General features: G+C 66.6%; 17 protein-coding genes and 1 pseudogene. 9 read left to right on the forward strand and 9 right to left on the reverse strand.

Features of this window, described 5'->3' with window-relative positions:
• Positions 1 to 22 precede the first annotated feature (22 nt).
• The 4 genes from MYXE_RS06150 (at position 23) to MYXE_RS06165 (ending at position 3,190) form a co-directional block, all read left to right on the forward strand.
• Positions 23 to 643 carry a TIGR03085 family metal-binding protein gene (locus tag MYXE_RS06150; RefSeq protein ID WP_085193679.1) on the forward strand — a complete coding sequence of 207 codons (621 nt, stop codon included), beginning with the start codon at positions 23 to 25 and terminating at the stop codon, positions 641 to 643.
• A gap of 184 nt (positions 644 to 827) precedes the next feature.
• On the forward strand, positions 828 to 1,781 hold the full coding sequence (locus MYXE_RS06155; RefSeq protein WP_161552155.1) for a GNAT family N-acetyltransferase: 954 nt from the start codon (positions 828 to 830) through the stop codon (positions 1,779 to 1,781).
• Between the two features lie 58 nt (positions 1,782 to 1,839).
• Positions 1,840 to 2,499, forward strand: a complete 660-nt coding sequence (locus tag MYXE_RS06160; RefSeq protein ID WP_086009250.1) for a DUF5642 family protein — start codon at positions 1,840 to 1,842, stop codon at positions 2,497 to 2,499.
• A 25-nt stretch (positions 2,500 to 2,524) separates the two neighbouring features.
• Positions 2,525 to 3,190, forward strand: a complete 666-nt coding sequence (locus MYXE_RS06165; protein WP_085193681.1) for a DUF5642 family protein — start codon at positions 2,525 to 2,527, stop codon at positions 3,188 to 3,190.
• Here the strand turns inward: MYXE_RS06165 and MYXE_RS06170 are convergent.
• Entirely contained in the window at positions 3,187 to 3,783 is a 597-nt protein-coding gene (locus MYXE_RS06170; protein ID WP_085193684.1) for an alpha-ketoglutarate-dependent dioxygenase AlkB, read from the reverse strand. The two genes, MYXE_RS06165 and MYXE_RS06170, sit on opposite strands and share 4 nt — an antisense overlap.
• A 66-nt stretch (positions 3,784 to 3,849) precedes the next feature.
• Here MYXE_RS06170 and arcA point away from each other — a divergent pair, with 66 nt between their 5' ends.
• Positions 3,850 to 5,058 carry an arginine deiminase gene (gene arcA / locus MYXE_RS06175; protein ID WP_003922858.1) on the forward strand — a complete coding sequence of 403 codons (1,209 nt, stop codon included), beginning with the start codon at positions 3,850 to 3,852 and terminating at the stop codon, positions 5,056 to 5,058.
• A gap of 37 nt (positions 5,059 to 5,095) precedes the next feature.
• On the opposite strand, the gene MYXE_RS06180 is transcribed toward arcA, so the two are convergent.
• Both MYXE_RS06180 and MYXE_RS06185 read right to left on the reverse strand, forming a co-directional pair.
• A complete protein-coding gene (locus tag MYXE_RS06180; protein WP_332102222.1) occupies positions 5,096 to 6,001 on the reverse strand; it encodes a hypothetical protein in 906 nt (301 codons plus the stop codon).
• Between the two features lie 80 nt (positions 6,002 to 6,081).
• Positions 6,082 to 7,638 carry a dolichyl-phosphate-mannose--protein mannosyltransferase gene (locus MYXE_RS06185; RefSeq protein ID WP_085193708.1) on the reverse strand — a complete coding sequence of 519 codons (1,557 nt, stop codon included), beginning with the start codon at positions 7,636 to 7,638 and terminating at the stop codon, positions 6,082 to 6,084.
• Positions 7,639 to 7,662: 24 nt separating this feature from the next.
• Here MYXE_RS06185 and rsmI point away from each other — a divergent pair, with 24 nt between their 5' ends.
• Positions 7,663 to 8,499: a 16S rRNA (cytidine(1402)-2'-O)-methyltransferase gene (gene rsmI, locus MYXE_RS06190; RefSeq protein ID WP_085193686.1), complete on the forward strand. Its 837-nt coding sequence runs from the start codon at positions 7,663 to 7,665 to the stop codon at positions 8,497 to 8,499.
• Here rsmI and MYXE_RS06195 read toward each other — a convergent pair.
• The 3 genes from MYXE_RS06195 to MYXE_RS06205 form a co-directional block, all read right to left on the reverse strand.
• Positions 8,496 to 9,740, reverse strand: a complete 1,245-nt coding sequence (locus tag MYXE_RS06195; protein WP_112649968.1) for an aminodeoxychorismate synthase component I — start codon at positions 9,738 to 9,740, stop codon at positions 8,496 to 8,498. The two genes, rsmI and MYXE_RS06195, sit on opposite strands and share 4 nt — an antisense overlap.
• Before the next feature lie 66 nt (positions 9,741 to 9,806).
• Positions 9,807 to 10,718 carry an RNA polymerase sigma-70 factor gene (locus tag MYXE_RS06200; RefSeq protein ID WP_003922863.1) on the reverse strand — a complete coding sequence of 304 codons (912 nt, stop codon included), beginning with the start codon at positions 10,716 to 10,718 and terminating at the stop codon, positions 9,807 to 9,809.
• On the reverse strand, positions 10,715 to 11,890 hold the full coding sequence (locus tag MYXE_RS06205) for an NAD(P)/FAD-dependent oxidoreductase (RefSeq protein ID WP_085193710.1): 1,176 nt from the start codon (positions 11,888 to 11,890) through the stop codon (positions 10,715 to 10,717). The genes MYXE_RS06200 and MYXE_RS06205 overlap by 4 nt, the downstream gene beginning before the upstream one ends.
• Positions 11,891 to 12,132: 242 nt before the next feature.
• Here MYXE_RS06205 and MYXE_RS06210 point away from each other — a divergent pair, with 242 nt between their 5' ends.
• From MYXE_RS06210 to MYXE_RS06220, 3 genes are read left to right on the forward strand one after another with little or no spacing between them, the layout of a single operon-like run.
• Positions 12,133 to 12,969, forward strand: a complete 837-nt coding sequence (locus tag MYXE_RS06210) for an NmrA family NAD(P)-binding protein (RefSeq protein ID WP_085193690.1) — start codon at positions 12,133 to 12,135, stop codon at positions 12,967 to 12,969.
• A 16-nt stretch (positions 12,970 to 12,985) separates the two neighbouring features.
• Entirely contained in the window at positions 12,986 to 13,435 is a 450-nt protein-coding gene (locus MYXE_RS06215; RefSeq protein WP_085193692.1) for a nitroreductase family deazaflavin-dependent oxidoreductase, read from the forward strand.
• 8 nt (positions 13,436 to 13,443) lie between these two features.
• Positions 13,444 to 13,809 (forward strand): DoxX family protein, encoded by a 366-nt coding sequence (locus MYXE_RS06220; RefSeq protein WP_003922868.1) that lies wholly within the window; start codon positions 13,444 to 13,446, stop codon positions 13,807 to 13,809.
• Between the two features lie 140 nt (positions 13,810 to 13,949).
• On the opposite strand, the pseudogene MYXE_RS06225 reads toward MYXE_RS06220, so the two are convergent.
• The 3 genes and pseudogenes from MYXE_RS06225 to MYXE_RS06235 form a co-directional block, all read right to left on the reverse strand.
• Positions 13,950 to 14,944: pseudogene (locus MYXE_RS06225) on the reverse strand (ERCC4 domain-containing protein).
• 52 nt (positions 14,945 to 14,996) lie between these two features.
• Positions 14,997 to 16,267, reverse strand: a protein-coding gene (locus MYXE_RS06230; protein ID WP_415624423.1) for an IS3 family transposase whose coding sequence is annotated in 2 segments (ribosomal slippage) — positions 14,997 to 15,994 and positions 15,994 to 16,267 — 1,272 coding nt in all. Because the reading frame shifts where the segments join, the coding sequence is not laid out codon by codon here.
• An 88-nt stretch (positions 16,268 to 16,355) separates the two neighbouring features.
• Positions 16,356 to 17,303 carry a questin oxidase family protein gene (locus MYXE_RS06235; protein WP_085196491.1) on the reverse strand — a complete coding sequence of 316 codons (948 nt, stop codon included), beginning with the start codon at positions 17,301 to 17,303 and terminating at the stop codon, positions 16,356 to 16,358.
• Between the last annotated feature and the right edge of the window lie 26 nt (positions 17,304 to 17,329).

The following is a 17,329-nucleotide window of genomic DNA, read 5'->3' on the forward strand; positions in this document are numbered from 1 at the left end:
TGCCTCGTAGCGTGGAGGGAACATGACCGCTGCACAACGGGAACGTGCCGCACTGGTCGAGACCATGCGCAGTATCGGACCCGACGCGCCCACCCTGTGCGAGGGTTGGACCACTCGTGACCTCGCCGCGCATCTGGTGATCCGGGAACGTCGGCCGGACGCCGCTCCCGGTATCGTCATCCCGGCGCTTGCGTCCTATACGGCCAAGGTGCAAAAAGAGGTCGCGGAATCGAGCGACTGGGCGGAGCTGCTGGACAAGATCGCCTCTGGACCGCCGGCCTTCTCGCCGCTCAGGCTGATCGATCCGCTGGTGAACCTCAACGAGATGTTCATTCACCACGAAGACGTCCGGCGCGCCCAACCGGGTTGGGAACCGCGAACTCTCGATGCCAGGACCGTCAGGGCTCTGGCACGCCCCCTGCCATTGATGGCCCGGATGACGATGGCGAAAGTGCCGGCCCGGGTAGCGCTTCGCACACCGGAAGGCAAGACCGTGGTGACCGTCGGGCGGGGACCGGCGGTCACGGTCACCGGCGCACCGGAGGAATTGCTGCTTTTCGCTGTCGGCCGCGACGCCCGGGTCAGCTTCGACGGTGCCGACGACGCCATCCAAGCGGTCCGCAACGCACGACGAGGCCTGTAAGCCGACAAGTCCGCGCACACCGGGCCCGGCGAATCCTTGCCGCACGCACAGGCGACGCCATAGCCTAGGCCACATTGGACCGCGGCCGAGCGCCGATGGGAGTGCGGTCGTGGCGGGTCCCCAACGAGTGGTGGATGTCACGGTGAGCCAACCGACCGGGCTGCGCGCCGACGAGCTCGCCACCATGGACGTCTTCCAAGGATGTCCCGCCGAGGACTTGACATCGTTGGCCGCGAGCCTGCAGCCGCTGCAGGCGGCCGCCGGCCAAGTGCTCATGCGGCAAGGCGAGCAGGCCGTTTCTTTCCTTCTCATCAGGTCCGGCACTGCCGAAGTCAAACACGTCGGCGACGACGACAGCGTGATCGTCGAGCACGTCTCTGCCGGCATGATCGTCGGGGAGATCGCTCTGCTGCGCGACACCCCGCGCACCGCAACCGTCACCACGACCGAACCGCTGACCGGCTGGATCGGCGGCCGCGACGCCTTCGCGCAGATGGTCTACCTCCCCGGCGTCATGCAGCGGCTCGTTCGCACCGCCCGCCAGCGTCTGGCCGCATTTGTCCGGCCGATCCCGATCCGTGTCCGCGACGGAACCGAACTGCTGCTTCGCCCGGTGCTGCCGGGCGACGTCGAAAAAACCACACAGGGCCACGTCCAATTCTCGAACGAGACCCTGTACCGGCGATTCATGTCCCCGCGAGTCCCCAGCCCAGCGCTGATGGAGTATTTGTTCGAGGTCGACTATGTCGACCATTTCGTATGGGTGGTCACTGACGCCGACGGATATCCGGTTGCGGACGCCCGCTTCGTGCGCGACGAACACGACCCGACACTCGCCGAGATCGCGTTCATCGTCGCCGACCCGTATCAGCATCGTGGGATCGGCAGCTTCCTCATCGGTGCCCTAGCTGTGGCGGCCCGGGTGGCAGGAGTTGAAAAGTTCTGTGGGCGAATGCTTTCCGATAACCTACCGATGCGCACGATCATGGACCACTATGGCGCGGTGTGGGAGCGTGACGACGTGGGCGTCGTCACCACGGTCATCGAGGTACCCGATCTGCGGCACCTGCCGTTCGGGCGCGACATGGCTGACCAGATCAAACGTGTTGCGCGCCAAGTGATCCAGGCTGTCAGCTGACGGCGTGTCAGCAGACAGGCGTGGCCATCACGTGGTATCAACGGGCATGCGGCGCGCGATGGCTGCGATAACGGTCATGCTGGCAGCGGCATGCGCTCACCCGGATGGCTCTGCTCGCAGTAACTGGCCCACCCCGTCGGCCGCCAGCGACATGCGGATCACCCCCGCCAACATTAGAAGGGTTGCCCGCGACCTGCCCGGCGGTTACGAGGTGACTGGCCTGGCCGCGGCGACGACGCCCGCAGCGATCTGGGGTGTGGGGCCGAACTGGGCGGCACATCCGGCTCAATGCGCGACGCTGGCCGACCCGCTGCGCGGCCGTGGCGAATCCGCGCAGGGGGTGTCGGGGTCTGGTTCCGGTGGAATCGTCTACGCGGTGGTCACGACGCTGCCAGGAAAGTCTGCGCCGGCAGACCACGCAACAATGTCCGAATGCCGGCAGTGGAGCATGGCGACGCGCCAGGCGGCAACTAGGGTGCGACTCGTCGACCCACCACACATCGATGGCATCCAAACCGTGGGGATGGCAAGCGAGACCACCACCTCAGTCGAAAACGGCACCCAAATCGCTTCTCACGCTCAAACATTCGCTGCTTATCTGGGTGACTATTACGTGTTCACCATCCTTGTCACCGACCCTGGCTCGGCGCACTCGCCCCTGCCGCCGCAATTCGTCGCCGACTTGTTGGTCAAAACGGTGGCCGCGTTACGCGGCTGATCGCCGCTGGTTGGGTAGATTCACCATGGTGACCAGAGCGGTGCTCGCGCTCGGATGTGTGTGTTGGCTCGCCGCCTGCGCATCCGCCGAATCGGCCGATTCCGCATCGGCCGACATCGCCAAAGTCGCCCAGGTGAGATCGAGTTTCGGGCCAGAATTTCACGTCACCACCATCGCGCCGACCGGTATCGACCCGAAGTTGTTGGCGGCGCAGAAGCTACCGGACGGCCTGAAGTTCGAACCCGCGGAGTGCGCCAGGGTCGCGACAGCGCCACCGGTGCCGCCCGGCCTGCAAGGCAATATGGCCGCCGTCTCTGCCGAGGGCGACGGCAACCGATTCATCGCCATCGCGCTCGAAACTTCCCGGCCGGTGCCGGTCAACGATCCCGGAACCCGCTGTCAGAAGGTGGGTTTCGCTGGCGGCTCAGTCCGTGGCGTCATCGAGGTGGTCGACGCTCCGCATATTGCGGGCGCACAGACGCTTGGCGTGCACCGAATCCTGCAGACCGTCATCGGCGGACAAACCCGCACCGGCGAGGTCTACAACTACTCCGCCCATTTCGGCAACTATCAGGTGATTGTCACGGCCAACCCGCTGGTGCTTCCGGACAAGCCGGTGGTCGCCGTCGATACCCGACGCGCGTGCGAGTTGCTGACCACCGCGGTGGCCGCGGTCAAAAACTCGCATTAGCGCACATCGCGTGGACGGAACTGGATGCTGATGCGCGGACCCGTCGGCGCGGACGTCTTGGGAACCGAATGCTCCCAAGTACGTTGACATGATCCGCCCATCACCAGCAAATCACCATGCCCCTGCGGCAGCCGCACCGACGCGCCACCGCCGCGGGGCCGCAACGCGAACGTGCGGGTCGCGCCGAGGCTGACGATCGCCACCATGGTGTCCTCGCGGCTGCTGCGGCCGATGGTGTCGCCGTGCCAGGCGACACTGTCGGCGCCGTCGCGGTACAGACACAGCCCCGCCGTGGTGAACGGCTCACCCAGCTCGCCGGCGTAGATGTCGTTGAGCCGCCGGCGCAGCCGCACAAGCTCTGGGTGCGGCGGCTCGTCGACCGTCAGGTCGTAAAAGCTCACCAGTCGCGGCACGTCGACTATGTGGTCGTACATGTGGCGGCGCTCGGCGCGCCACGGCACGGTCGTCAGCAGCGCCTCGAACAGCTCGTCGGCGCCGGCCAGCCAGCCGGAGCGGATGTCGATCCACGCGCCGTCACCGAGGTAGCGGCGCTGTTGAAGGTCGAACAGCGAACCCTGCACCGCGAGCGACATGGCGCACAGTCTATCGCACGCCCGTTCGAACGCCGGCGAGGTGTCGCGGGCGTTACCGTGCTAGATGTGACTGTCACCGAACTGGGGACCAATTCCGAAGTGGGACGGCTGCGCGTGGCCATCCTGCACCGGCCCGGAGCGGAGTTGCGGCGACTCACGCCCCGCAACAACGACCAGCTGCTGTTCGACGGATTGCCATGGGTCGCTCGCGCGCAGGAGGAACACGATGCGTTCGCGGAGTTGCTTCGCTCCCGCGGTGTCGAAGTGTTGCTGCTATCCGATTTGCTGACCGAAGCGCTCAACAGCGGGGCAGCCCGGATGCAGGGTATCGCCGCCGCGGTGGATGATCGTCGGCTGGGATTGCCTTTGGCACAAGAACTTTCGGCTTACCTGCGGAGTCTGGATCCGGCCAGCCTGGCGCGTGTGCTGACGGCCGGTATGACGTTCACCGAGTTGCCGTCAAGCACGCAGGCCGACGTGTCGCTGGTCCGCCGCATGCACCACGCGGCCGATTTCGTCATCGAGCCGCTGCCCAACCTGGTGTTCACCCGAGATTCGTCGATATGGATCGGGCCCCGAGTGATCATCCCGTCGCTGGCGCTACCGGCGAGGGCGCGTGAGGCGTCGTTGACCGACCTGATCTATGCCCATCACCCGCGGTTCACCGGTGTGCGGCGCGCATACGAATCGCACACCGCGCCGGTGGAGGGAGGCGACGTGCTGCTGCTCGCGCCGGGCGTGGTCGCGGTGGGGGTCGGGGAACGCACCACACCGGCCGGCGCGGAAGCCTTGGCGCGCAGCCTATTCGACGACGATCTGGCCCACACGGTGCTAGCCGTGCCGATCGAGCAGAAACGCGCCCAGATGCACCTGGACACGGTATGCACGATGGTCGACACCGACGCGGTAGTGATGTACGCGAACGTGGTGGACACGCTGTCCGCGTTCACCCTTGAACGCACCCCTGACGGTGTCAAGATCAGCGACGAGGCGCCGTTCGTCGAGGCCGCGGCGAACGCGATGGGCATCGACAAGTTGCGGGTTATCGACACCGGGCTGGACCCGGTGATCGCCGAACGCGAACAATGGGACGACGGCAACAACACGCTGGCGTTGGCGCCCGGTGTCGTCGTCGCCTACGAGCGCAATGCGCGGACCAATGCGCGTTTGCAGGACGCTGGCATCGAGGTGCTCACCATCGCCGCCTCCGAGCTGGGCACGGGCCGCGGCGGTCCGCGGTGCATGTCGTGCCCGGTGGCCCGCGACCCGCTGTAGGTCCGATTGCCGCGAAACAGAAGCCACGGCTGTGGTTTCAGGCGGCCGCGCGACCCTGGCTTCTGTTTCGCGACGGCGGGCAGCCGCGGCGGGCCAACGCATTGCGCGCCCGCCACACCACGTCGCTGGCCGGATCCTCCTTGATCACCGTGATCACATGCCAACCAAGCCGTGCCACCATCTCCGCTCGCCGGATGTCTTTCACGTATTGTCGCCGATCGGTGCGATGGTGCTCGCCGTCGTACTCAACCGCCACCATCGGCTCTTTCCAACCCATGTCGAGGTATGCGACGAGGTGGCCATCGCTGACCCGAATCTGTGTGGTCGGTCTGGGAAGCCCGGCGTCGATCAGGACCAAGCGCAACCAGGTCTCCCTGGGTGACTCCGCACCAGCGTCCATTAGGTCGATGGCAGCCCGCGCGCGCTTGTTACCGCGGGCCCCGCGATAGCGGTCCACCAGGCACATGAGGTCTTCTTGCGTGATACCTGTAGCGCGGGCCAGCGCATCGAGGTGGGCGATCGCCATACTGCGCGGAAGGTGTCGAGCAAGATCGAATCCTGCTCTCGCAGGCGTGGCTACCGGTATGCCGTGAACCGTTGTGACCTCGCTGACGTCCCACTGTTCGTTTCGAACGATGGTGCCGGGAGGGTAGTGGTTGTTTTGCCAGAGCAGTTCGATAGGCGCGCATTCGTCGACCCATTTCGCGCCGTGCAAGGCGGCCGCCGCGCGTCCGGTGATCACTGCGCGACGGCGCGACCACAACCATGCCCCGACGGTCATCATCGCCAGCGACGGAGGCACCTCCTTGCGGATATAGACATCGCGGAAGATGCGCCGGTAGTTCCACCGCAGCTGGCTGCGTGTTAGTGAGCCCGCTGCTAGCGCCTCGCTGCCGACGATCACCTCGTTCATGCCGGTGATCATCGCCGTCGGCACTGACACCCCGCGAACTTCGCGAGACAGAAGCCATGGTCGTGATTCGTTGCGTAATCGCAGCCGTGGCTTCTGTTTCGCGGAAAGACTTACCGCCAGCTGGGTAACCAGATCTCCATGTTCCAGGTGGACGGCGAGATCGGCTGACCGGTAAGCACCGGGAACAACCACGCGAAGTTGGTCAACACCAGCGCGACGTAACAGGACACCACGATCAGCCCGAGGGTTCGTCGCTCCGGGTTCTGCCCGGGCTGATACAAGATGTCCCCGAGAATCAGCGCGATCGCCATCACCAGAAACGGCGCCATCGTGGCCGCATAGAAGAAATACATCTGCCGGTCGATGTCGGCAAACCACGGCAGCCACCCCGCGCAGTAGCCGACCAGGACCGCGGCGTAGCGCCAGTCGCGACGCACTAACGTCCGCCAACCGGCATACAACAGCACCGGCACCGACAGCCACCACATGGCCGGGGTGCCGACCAGCATCACCGCTTTGACGCACGATTGCGCGCCGCAACCGGGAATGTTCTGCTGGTCGATCGCGTAAAGCACCGGGCGCAGCGACATCGGCCAGGCCCACGGTTTGGATTCCCACGGATGGTGGTTGCCCGCCGAATTCGTCAGGCCCGCATGGAATTTGTAGGCGTTGTAGGTGTAATGCCACAGCGAGCGGATGGCATCGGGCAGCGGGAACGACGTTTGCGCGCCGATTGACTGGCCGACCTCGTGGCGGTTGATCGCCGTCTCGGAAGCAAACCACGGCGCGTAGGTGGCCAAATACACCGCCGATGGGATCAGCAGCAGCGCATAGGCGGTGGGCCCCAAGTCACGGCGAAGCACCCCCAGCCAGGGCCGGGGCACCCGGTAGGCGCGGCGCGCGGCCACGTCAAACCCCAGCGACATCACTGCGAAGAACAACACGAAGTACAGCCCTGACCACTTTGTGGCGCAAGCCAATCCGAGCAGCACGCCGGCGCCGAACCGCCACCAGCGCACTCCCAGCCGGGGACCCCACGCGGTCTCGGCGCTGCGGCCCTCCAGCAGCACGGTGTGCATGCGTTCGCGTACCTGGTCGCGGTCGACGACCAGCGCGCCGAACGCCGCCACCACAAAGAAGCTGAGGTAGCCGTCGAGCAACGCGGTGCGTGAGGTCACGAAGCTCACGCCGTCGCCGATGAGCAGCAGTCCCGCGATGCCGCCGACCAGCGTCGAGCGGCTGATTCGCCGCACGATCCGGGCCACCAGCCCCACCATGATGACGCCGAGCAGCGCACCGGTGAACCGCCAGCCCACACCGGTGTAGCCGAAGATCGCCTCGCCGATCGCGATCAGCTGCTTGCCCACCGGGGGGTGAACGACCAGGCCGAAGCCGGGGTTGTCCTCCACGCCATGGTTGTGCAGCATTTGCCAGGCTTGCGGCGCGTAATGCTTCTCGTCGAAGACCGGGGTGCCGGCGTCGGTCGGTGAGCCGAGGTTCGCGAACCGGGTCACCGCCGCCAGCGCGGTGATCACCGCGGTCATCGCCCAGCCCCGCAAGCGGTCGAGGGGCCCGAAGTCTGGGACGGGCACCAGCGGCCCGGGGCTGATGACGGGCGCTACCCGCTCGGCGACGGCGACGGGGCTTTCGCTGGTCGGGGCTGTCATCACCACGATCGTAGGCTTTGCCCCATGAGCGGTGGTCGACTGTTGCTGGGCGCAACCCCGTTGGGACAGCCTTGCGATGCATCACCGCGGCTGGTCGCCGCGCTGGCTTCCGCCGACGTGGTCGCCGCCGAAGACACCAGGCGGCTGCACAAGTTGGCCAACGCTCTCGACGTCGAGATCGCCGGCCGCGTGGTCAGCCTGTTCGACCATGTCGAGGCTGCCCGCGTGCCCGCGCTGGTGGCCGAGATCACCGCTGGCGCGACGGTGCTGGTGGTCAGCGACGCCGGGATGCCGCTCATCAGCGACCCGGGGTATCGGCTGGTCGTGGCCTGTATCGACGCCGGCGTGCCGGTGACATGCCTGCCCGGGCCTTCCGCGGTGATCACCGCCCTGGCGGTGTCCGGGTTGCCTTCGGAGAAGTTCTGTTTCGAGGGTTTCGCCCCGCGCAGGCAGGCGGCCCGCAGGGCGTGGCTGGCGTCGTTGGCCGACGAGCGACGCACCTGTGTGTTCTTCGAGTCGCCGCGCCGGCTGGCCGCGTGCCTGCGCGACGCGGTCGAGCAGCTCGGCGGCGCGCGTCGCGCGGCGGTATGCCGGGAACTGACCAAGGTGCACGAGGAAGTGGTGCGCGGATCGTTGAACGAGCTGGTGAAGTGGGCGGAGGGAGGTGTGCTCGGCGAGATCACGGTGGTGTTGGCCGGCGCGACCGCGCAAACTGACCTGTCGGCCCTGGTGACGGCGGTAAACGCGCTGACACGCAAAGGGATTGGGCTCAAGGAAGCCTGCGGCCAGGTGGCCGCCGCCCATCCGGAACTGCGATCGCGACGCGAGCTCTATGACGCGGTCGTGCGCTCGCGCGCCTAACCCGCGCGGGCCGCGGCGGCGACCTCAGATGTGAGACCGAGAATTGGCGCCGCCTTGTGCAGGCACTCGTCCCACTCGGCGTCGGGATTCGAGTCGGCTGTGATCCCTCCACCCGAGCCCAGCACGGCGTTTCCGGCGGCGTCGAACTCGACGGTCCGGATGGCCACGTTCAGCTCACAGCCAGCTGCCGGTGACGCTAAACCTACTGTGCCGCAATATATCCCGCGGCGAGCCTGCTCCCACCGCGAAATCAGTTGGCGTGCACGTAGTTTAGGTGTGCCGGTCACCGACGCGGGGGGAAAGACGGCGTCGAGCAGCGCCGAAGCCGGCAGGTCGACCGGCACCCGGGCCGACACCGTTGACACCAGATGCCACACGCCTGGAGCACGCTGCACCGCCAACAGCTCCGGCACGGTCACCGTGCCGGTAACCGCAACCCGGCCCAGGTCGTTGCGGACCAGGTCCACGATCATGATGTTCTCGGCGACATCCTTGACCGAGGTTCGCAGCGCCGAAGGAGATGCCTGCAGCGGCAACGTGCCCTTGATCGGGCTGGACGTCACGACATCACCGCAGCGCCGCAGGAAAAGCTCCGGTGACAGCGACGCCACCGCCCCCCACGGTCCTGCCACATAGGCCGCCCGAGCCGGAGCGGTGGCCGCGACCGCGTCGACAAAGAAGTCCAGCGGCGTCCCCGCGAGCTTCCCGCTGAACTGCGTGCACACGCACGCCTGATACACCTCCCCTGCAGCGATGGCCTCCAGGCAGGCCAGCACCCCGGCGCGGTGTTCCGCGCGGTCGGCGACGGCCCAGTCGATGCTCCAAGCATGCACCGGTGCCGGCGTCGCGAGCGCGCCCGCCAGCCAATCCGGCATGCGGGCACCGGACAGGCTCTCATACCACCACTGGCCGCGCCGGTCGCGGCGCAGCACGCGATCGGTCCAGCCCCCGGCGGCCCGGGCAAGCCGCCCGGGTGCGCCGTCTCGGCCGGGGTCGGGGTAGGAGAGGTAGCCGATCCAGCCGCCACCCACCGCGGTGGTGTCGCAGCCTGGCCGAACCGCGAATGCCTCGTCGGGATCCGCAGGTTGCGCCGACACACTCGGCGCGATGACGGCTTGCGCGCCGAACCAGTCACCGATCAGCGCGGCCGGCGGCGGCAGGCCGAGCCGGCTGGCGGCGTCGCCCACGGCGCGCAACACCTGCGGTGCCCCACCCAGGTCGCCAAGCCGCTCGATTCGCACTGCACCAGCTTGGTGTGTTGCGCCAGCAGACGCAAAAGCTCCCGTCACCGCGCGGCAGTCAGGGGCTCAGCCGCGGCTGACGTGGTGGGTGGTCGCCAAGGCGGCCAGCTTGTCGGGGTTGCGGATCGCGTAGAAGTTGGTGATCTTGCCGTCGACGATTTCGGCGGTGAACACTCCCTCGAGGCGGTCGCCGCGGTAGAACAGCACGGCTGGTGCGGAATTGCACAGCGCCATTTCCAGCCGAACGTCGGGCATCCGTTTGCCGACGCGCATAATCCCCATGACCGCGTTGGCGACCTTTCGCGCACCAACGATCGGTCGGCGGGCCGCGGTGGCCTTGCCGCCACCGTCGGCGGTCCACACCACATCCGGTGCCAGCATCGACATCACGGTCGCCACGTCGCCATTGGACGCGGCCGCCAAAAACTCGGCCGTGATACGTGCGTTCTGTTCCGGGTCGACGGGGCCGAAACGACGACGCCGCGCCTGCACGTGTTCCCGCGCCCGGTGCGCGATCTGGCGCACTGCTGGCACGGATTTGTCTACCGCAGAGGCGATTTCGTCGTAATCGAACCCGAACACCTCCCGCAGCACGAACACTGCGCGTTCGTCGGGACTGAGGGTCTCCAACAAAACCAGCATCGCCATCGAGACCGATTCGGCGAGAACGACATCCGCCGACGGGTCTTGGTCTTCCAGCAGCAGCGGCTCGGGCAGCCACGGCCCGACGTAGTCTTCGCGGCGGCGGGCGTCGGCGCGCAGCGTGTTGAGCGCTTGTCGGGTGACCAGCTGGGCCAGATACGACTTGGTGTCGCGCACTGTCGACAAGTCGACCTGCGACCAACGCAGATAGCTGTCCTGCAGCACGTCGTCGGATTCGGTGGCCGAACCCAGGATTTCGTAGGCGATGGTAAACAGCAGCGGCCGCAGCAGCGTGAACCGTTCGGCGTGCTCGGACCTGCCCGGTGAGGCGGTCACGGCACCGTGACCGCCTCACGCGCAAGCCGCTCGGACCGCTTGCCGCCCTTGAGCCAACGGTTCGAGCCGGGTTTGGCCGCCTCGCGGCGGATGCCCCACACTGTGCCCCTGCAGACCGTCTCCTTGATCGCAGCGGCGATCCGGCCACCGATGACGGCGTTGATGGGGGTGTCGTCGAGCCGGGCAAGCTGGAACGTGGCGTGCTTGCGGCCCAGGCTGACGCACTGGCCCACGAATGCCTGGTTCAGCACTTTCGGCTCGGTCCCCGCGATGCGGGCCAGCACGGTGTTGGCAGCCTGCACGCCCAGCGGTCCGGCCGCCTGGCAGCTCATCCGCAGCGGCTGGCCCGACGGGGCGGCGGCGTCGCCAGCCGCCACGATGCGGGGGTCGTCAATGCTGGTCAGGGTTTCGTCGGTGAGCAGCCGGCCGAGGGCGTCGGTGCTTAAACCACTGCGGGCAGCCAAGTCCGGCACACCAAAGCCTGCGGTCCACACGGTCACCGCGCTGTTAAGGACGGTGCCGTCGACGAGCCGCACCGCCCCGGGCGCTACTGCTTCGACGACCGCGGTTTCGCGCACATCGACACCCAGTTTGCGCAGCCACTTGGCCACCGAGCGTCGACCGGCTGCGCTCAACGACGGACCGAGCACCCCGCCGCAGACCAACGTCACGCGGCGACCCTGCTCGGCAAGCTCGGAGGCGGTTTCGATGCCGGTTAACCCGGCGCCGACCACCACGACGGGTGCGTCTGGATGCAGTTCGTCGAGTGCGTGCTGCAGCCGCTCGGCGTGTTCGAATTCGGCTATGGGGTAGGCGAATTCCACTGCGCCAGGCACCGCTGCTGGCGGTGTGCCGGTGCTGCCGACGGCGTAGATCAGGTAGTCGTAGCCCACCACCGCACCAGAGGCCAATACCACCTTGCAGTCGGACATGTCGATCCGTTCGGCGGTGTCAACGACCAGCTGGATGCCTTCGCCAAGAAGCGTGCCGTAGTCGACGGTGGCAGAACCGGTCCCGGCGACGAACTGGTGTAAGCGAATCCGCTCGACGAACATCGGACGTGGGTTCACCAACGTGATGTCGAGATCTGCGCGCAGCCGCAGATGGTTGGCGGCCACAGTGCCGGCGTATCCGCCGCCGACGACCACGACGCGCAGGCGTTGGTCAATCATGATGGCTCCTAGTTTCTCGCGGGCTGGTGCCATGGAGACACCGCGGCACCCGCCGATGTGACACCGTGTGACCGACGTCACTGACGGGCGTCGGCGGCACCTAACTCTCCCGCGTCCCAGCGGCCCCGTGGAATCCGGCCGTCGGGAAAGTTCCGCGACGGTTTGTAACTTCCTGGTCCACCAACTCGTCCTTAGCTGATGTGGCCTTCCCCGGCCGTTATATCGAGGAAGAGGAGTCAGTCATGACGATTGTCGTCACCGGAGCGACCGGCAATGTCGGCCGGCCGCTTGTTACCCAACTCGTCAACGCCGGCGCGAAGGTGCGCGCGGTGAGCCGCAACTTGCAGTCAGCTGGATTTGCCGCCGATGTCGATGTGGTGGAGTCGGCCGCCGCGGCCATTCCCGGAGCATCAGCGGTCTTCCTGAATTCGCGTGCGCTGGGCCAAGAGTTGACCGCGGTGGTCGACCAAGCCAGGCGCGAGGGGGTCCGCCGGCTGGTCGCGCTATCGGCCATCAACGCCGACGACGCCTTCTCGCGCCAACCATCGCGGTATCGCGGCGACCGCAATAAAGAAGTCGAACAACTCGCAGTCGACTCTGGACTGGAATGGGTCAGCTTGCGGCCCTCGGTGTTTGTCACCAACTTCGTCGGCATGTGGTCCGCCCAGATCCGGGCTGGCGACATCGTCCGCGGCCCCTACCCCGCCGCGTCCAGTGCCCCGATCGTCGAAAACGATATCGCTGCCGTCGCCGCCAAAGCTCTGCTTACCGATGACCTTGTGGGGCAAAAGATTCCGTTGACAGGCCCGCAGGCGCTGACCAACGCCGAGATGGTCGACATCATCGGCGCTGTCCTGTGCCGGCCGCTGCGGTATGAGCAAGTGCCCGACGAGCTGGTGCGTCAGCGGTTCGTTGGGCTTGGCTTTCCGCCCGAGTTCGGTGACGCCTACATCGCGATGCTGGCCACCACCCTCGAGGAGCCGGCCCTCGTGACCGACGAGGTGCCCAAGATTTTGGGAAGGCCAGCGCAATCGTTCGAGCAATGGGTCGCCGAACACCGCGACATCTTCACGAACTAAGGATGAGGGATACACCATGACCAATCCCACGCCACCGCGCTGGCTAAAACCGGTAAACAAGTTCATGATCGCGGTGCAAAAGCTCGGCATCCCAACCGGACCACCGATGGTGCTGACGGTCCCGGGTCGCAAGACCGGCCGACCGCGCAGTACACCGATGACCCCGTTCACCTTCGGCGGGCATCTCTATGTGGTGGCGGGATTTCCCGGTGCCGATTGGGCGCGCAACGCCCGCGCCGCCGGTGTTGGGACTCTTAGCAGGGGCCGCAAGAAACGGCAAGTGAAAATGGTGGAGCTGTCGGCCGCGGACGCCCGCCCGATCCTGCGAGCGTATCCGACTGAGGTGCCGGTCGGCGTCGGCTTCCTGAAGCGCTCCGGTCTGGTGTGCCAGGGAACCCCGGAGGAAGTCGAGGCCCTTGCCGGCCGAATAGCTGTGTTTCGATTCGATCCCCTTCCAGCGAGCTGAGGCCACCCATGCACACCGCCTACCTTGTTCTGACCCTGATCGCGATTGCGGTCAACGGATTTTCCGGCGTGAGCGCCCTGGTTCACTTCGCACCGATCATTCCCGGTATGCAAGCCGCAGGAGTTCCCCTGTCGTGGCTGACATTTCCGATCGGCACCCTCAAGACCCTGGGTGCGCTGGGACTCGTTGCGGGGCTTTGGATTCCGGCCGTTGGCCTCGCTGCAGCAGCCGGCCTGGTCATCTTTTTTGTCTGCGCGATGTACACCCACGTGCTCGCCAATGACATCTCCCCGCAATTCGGGCTGGCCTCGGTCCTGCTCGCCCTTAACAGCGCAACCTTCGCGCTCACGCTCATCACGTATCCGATCCCATAGATCCGCTGTGCGGCTAAGCCACAGCACCAGGGACATTCCGACTCGACGGGGTGAACCATCCCGGGTTTGATGCACACCTCGTTTCGTGTGACCGGTGTGCTTCCTGATCTGGTGGTGAGCGTAGTACGCGGCCGTAGACGCTAGGTTCGGTTCGACGAGTTGGTGTCGTACCAAGCAGTCCAGATCTCGGGGCGGAGCCGCCGCGGTCGGGTACCGGTAAGCCGGTGCCGCGAGCCCAGGCGCGGACTTCGGCGGTGGATGGCGTCGGCGCTGCGGGTGCCTGGTCGAGGTGGGCGATGTCGACTCTGATCGGTGAGATACGTTGCATGGCAGCGTGTTCGGTGGTCGCCCAGGCGTTGGCGGCGGCGAGGAACCGGTAGGTGTATTCCTCGGCGAGCTGGCGGGTCTCGCAGAACACGACGGGCACGTTCGGCCAGCGGATCTGCAACTCGGCGAGCCCGTCGGCGACCACCGCGGGCCGGATGCGGTCAAGCTTGAACAGCTGCGAGTAGCGATCCTCGATGACCACCGCCGCGCGCGGGAGCGCGGCTAGGTCGCCGACCTGGTAGCGCAGCTTGCCGCCGGTGAGGCTGGCTACCAGATCGACCAGTGACTTGCGTTCCACGCTGGCGACAAGCTGACCATCAACGACGATTCCGTAGTCCCCGCACGGCAGCGCCCGCTTGACCGTGGTGACCTGCTGGGTTGCGAACCGGTAGGCGTACTGCTCGTGGCTGTCGACCACGATCTGCAGCTCCTCGATGCCGTGCGCGCGGGCGGTCGGGGTGCGCACGTTCGGGCGTGCCTGTTTGCGGGTGCGCGGCGACTGCCAAAACACCACGTCGCGGCCCCGAGCCTGGGTGAACACGAGCTGGGAGCGGTTGTGCCGGGACCGGTCGGCGATCACGTCGATCGCTGCGCCGCGCCGACGACACGACCGCAACCGCACTCGTTCGACGATTACCGGATCGTCGGGCCACTCGTCCAGCGGTACCGGGTAGGCGAACAAAGCTTTTTCCCGCGGCCAGGTTCCCGACGTGCGGAACAGCAGGTCACCGCCACCGAGCGGGACCCTCAGCAACAACGGCAGCCTGGAGTCTTCATCCGGGTTGACCGCGATCAACAACTCCGCCACAAGTCCCGAGTCTGCCATCGGTGTTGGGTGACACCCCCGTCGCGACCCGAGCCTACGGACTGCTGATGGGGTCGCCGGCTTGCAGCCGGGCGTAGTACTCGGCCTCGGCTTCGGCTGGCGGGCGGCGGCCAAGGCGGTGCATGAGCCTGGCGGTGTTATACCAGTGCACCCACGCCGAGGTGATGTTCTCCAGGTCGGCGAGGGTGCGGATCGGTCCGGTGCGGAACGGGGAGCCCGCGCGCACGCACTCGGTTTTGTAGAGCCCGATCGTGGTTTCGGCCAACGCGTTATCGAGGGCGTCCCCGACAGTCCCGATCGACGGGACGAGTCCGGCCAGCATCAGTGTCTCAGTGAAATGTGTTGCGGTGTATTGTGATCCGGCATCGCTGTGATGAATCGTGTCACCGGTGAGCGGATGTCCCTGCCGCGCCCGGTATGCCGTGGCTTGGCGGATCGCCCGCTCGACGAAGGCGGTGTTCTTCGTCAACGAGCACTCCCAGCCCGCGATCAGCCCGGCATAGGCGTCGATTACGAATGCGGTGTAGCCGAACCCGCCGCCATCGAGCGGCACGTAGGTGAAGTCCGCCACGTCCAGCTCGTTGGGCCGCGATGCATGGAAGCGCCGCCGCACCAGGTCCGGCGCTCTCGCGGCGGCCGGATCGCGCTCGGTAGTGCGTATCGTCCGGGCGCGCGTGGCCCCGCGCCAGCCGTGCTTGCGCATGATCCGTTCGACCGTGCAGCGCGCCACCGGGATGCCCTGGCGCTGCAGGTGCGCCCACATCTTCAGGCTGCCGTACAGGCACTCCGGTGGGCGTTTGCCGTGCTCGTCAGGCTCATAGACGCCGGCGAGGATCTCGGTGATCGTGGTGTCCCACAGGGCCCGTTTTGACGGCGCCGACGACCGGTGTGCCCAGTAGGTGCGTGGGGCGATCGCCACGCCCTGGACACCCAGGGCGCGGCACATCGGTACGACCCCGAACCGGTCCTTGTGTTCGTCGATGAACTCGCAGATCAGCGGTGTAGCGGGTCGCACTCCCGCGCGAAGAAAGTTGTTGCGGCCTTTAGTATTTCGATCGTTTGCTCAAGTTCCTTGGTTTTGCGGCGCAGCTCCCGCAGCTCGCGTGCGGTCTCAGTCGGCACACCCGCAGCCTCACCGTCGTCCACCTCGGCCTGGCGCACCCATTTGCGCAGCGTCTCCGCGCTCATCCCCAACCGCGCCGAGATCGCGCGCATCGCCGCCCACTCGGTCTCGTAGTCATCGCGATGCTCTCGGACCAGCCGCACCGCCTTGGCCTTGGTGTTCTCATCGTACTTGCTCGGCATCGTGCCATCCTTCCCTCAAAAGAAGGTGTGCACGAAACCCGGGACGGTTCAGGGGAGGTTTGACGGCCCCGGCTGTGACCTGACTTCGTTACGTCACGCCCTGCGGTCCCAGCCGACGGCGGATTAGATCGATGGCGGCGCTGGCGGCGCCGAGATAGCGAGGGTCTTGGCGCAGGGCATTTTCGCGCATGGCGGCCTCGCAGAGCTTGATCGCATGCTCGTCGCCGAGTTCGAGCGCCTCGCCCGCGAGGTCAGAGAACGTGTGGTCGGTGTCCAGCTCGACAGGCTTGCGGGCCAAGCGCTGGCCGCCGAACGCCGAGAACACTTCACGGTTGACTTCCGTTATCGTGCGCAATGACGCCGCGTGCAGCTCGGCCGGTACGTCGGCCAACAGCAGACGCATCGCGGCCGGTGCGGTGATGGTGTGAATCAATGGGACTGGGAACGAGGGCATCGTCGCGGTGTAGTGGCCCGCGTATTCGGCTGTCAGCTCGCTGAGCGCCCGGTCCACGGCAGCGTCGTCGAGATCGCCGTCCCCGCCAGGCTCGTTTTGCAGCGGCTGAAATGATGTCGCCCAAAAGCCCAGAGCGCGGGCGAGTTCGTCGATCTGAAGCTTGCTCGGCCGCGCTGCTTCCCGCACGGACCGCACCGCATGGGCGGTGCGGATCAAGCCGTGCGTGAGCGAGCCCATGCAACCCGGCAGTAGCCTTGGCCACCAGTCCTGCAGCACTTCTCGCCACGGGGCTTCGGCGAGTTCGCGGCGGAACAGCTCCACCCAATCGCCGCCACGTTCGCGATCGCCCAGTGCCGCTTGCCAATTAGTGATCGGCTCCGTCGGCGTCGGCAGCGGGGGATAGTTGCGGTGCTGGATGTTGTTCTCGACCCAGCCGTCGACCTCCTCGCAGAACCCGAGCTTGGCCAGCGCCTCGGCGGCCATCGGCCCGTGGTTGGCGAAGAAGTGATCGAGGTAGAAGCCGGTGGCACGCAAGCGGTCCAGTGCGCTGTTTACGGCGTCGGTGTAGTCCCGCGATCCCATCGCTGCCTCCTGTTGCTCGCACCGTG

Origin of the sequence: Mycobacterium xenopi (assembly GCF_009936235.1) — a bacterium.
GTDB lineage: Bacteria > Actinomycetota > Actinomycetes > Mycobacteriales > Mycobacteriaceae > Mycobacterium > Mycobacterium xenopi.

Coding starts and splice junctions, on each gene's coding strand:
- MYXE_RS06150 (WP_085193679.1), top strand. CDS start 23: ATGACCGCTGCACAACGGGAACGTGCCGCACTGGTCGAGACCATGCGC.
- MYXE_RS06155 (WP_161552155.1), top strand. CDS start 828: ATGGACGTCTTCCAAGGATGTCCCGCCGAGGACTTGACATCGTTGGCC.
- MYXE_RS06160 (WP_086009250.1), top strand. CDS start 1,840: ATGGCTGCGATAACGGTCATGCTGGCAGCGGCATGCGCTCACCCGGAT.
- MYXE_RS06165 (WP_085193681.1), top strand. CDS start 2,525: ATGGTGACCAGAGCGGTGCTCGCGCTCGGATGTGTGTGTTGGCTCGCC.
- MYXE_RS06170 (WP_085193684.1), bottom strand. CDS start 3,783: ATGTCGCTCGCGGTGCAGGGTTCGCTGTTCGACCTTCAACAGCGCCGC.
- MYXE_RS06185 (WP_085193708.1), bottom strand. CDS start 7,638: ATGACAGCCCCGACCAGCGAAAGCCCCGTCGCCGTCGCCGAGCGGGTA.
- rsmI (WP_085193686.1), top strand. CDS start 7,663: ATGAGCGGTGGTCGACTGTTGCTGGGCGCAACCCCGTTGGGACAGCCT.
- MYXE_RS06205 (WP_085193710.1), bottom strand. CDS start 11,890: ATGATTGACCAACGCCTGCGCGTCGTGGTCGTCGGCGGCGGATACGCC.
- MYXE_RS06210 (WP_085193690.1), top strand. CDS start 12,133: ATGACGATTGTCGTCACCGGAGCGACCGGCAATGTCGGCCGGCCGCTT.
- MYXE_RS06215 (WP_085193692.1), top strand. CDS start 12,986: ATGACCAATCCCACGCCACCGCGCTGGCTAAAACCGGTAAACAAGTTC.
- MYXE_RS06220 (WP_003922868.1), top strand. CDS start 13,444: ATGCACACCGCCTACCTTGTTCTGACCCTGATCGCGATTGCGGTCAAC.
- MYXE_RS06235 (WP_085196491.1), bottom strand. CDS start 17,303: ATGGGATCGCGGGACTACACCGACGCCGTAAACAGCGCACTGGACCGC.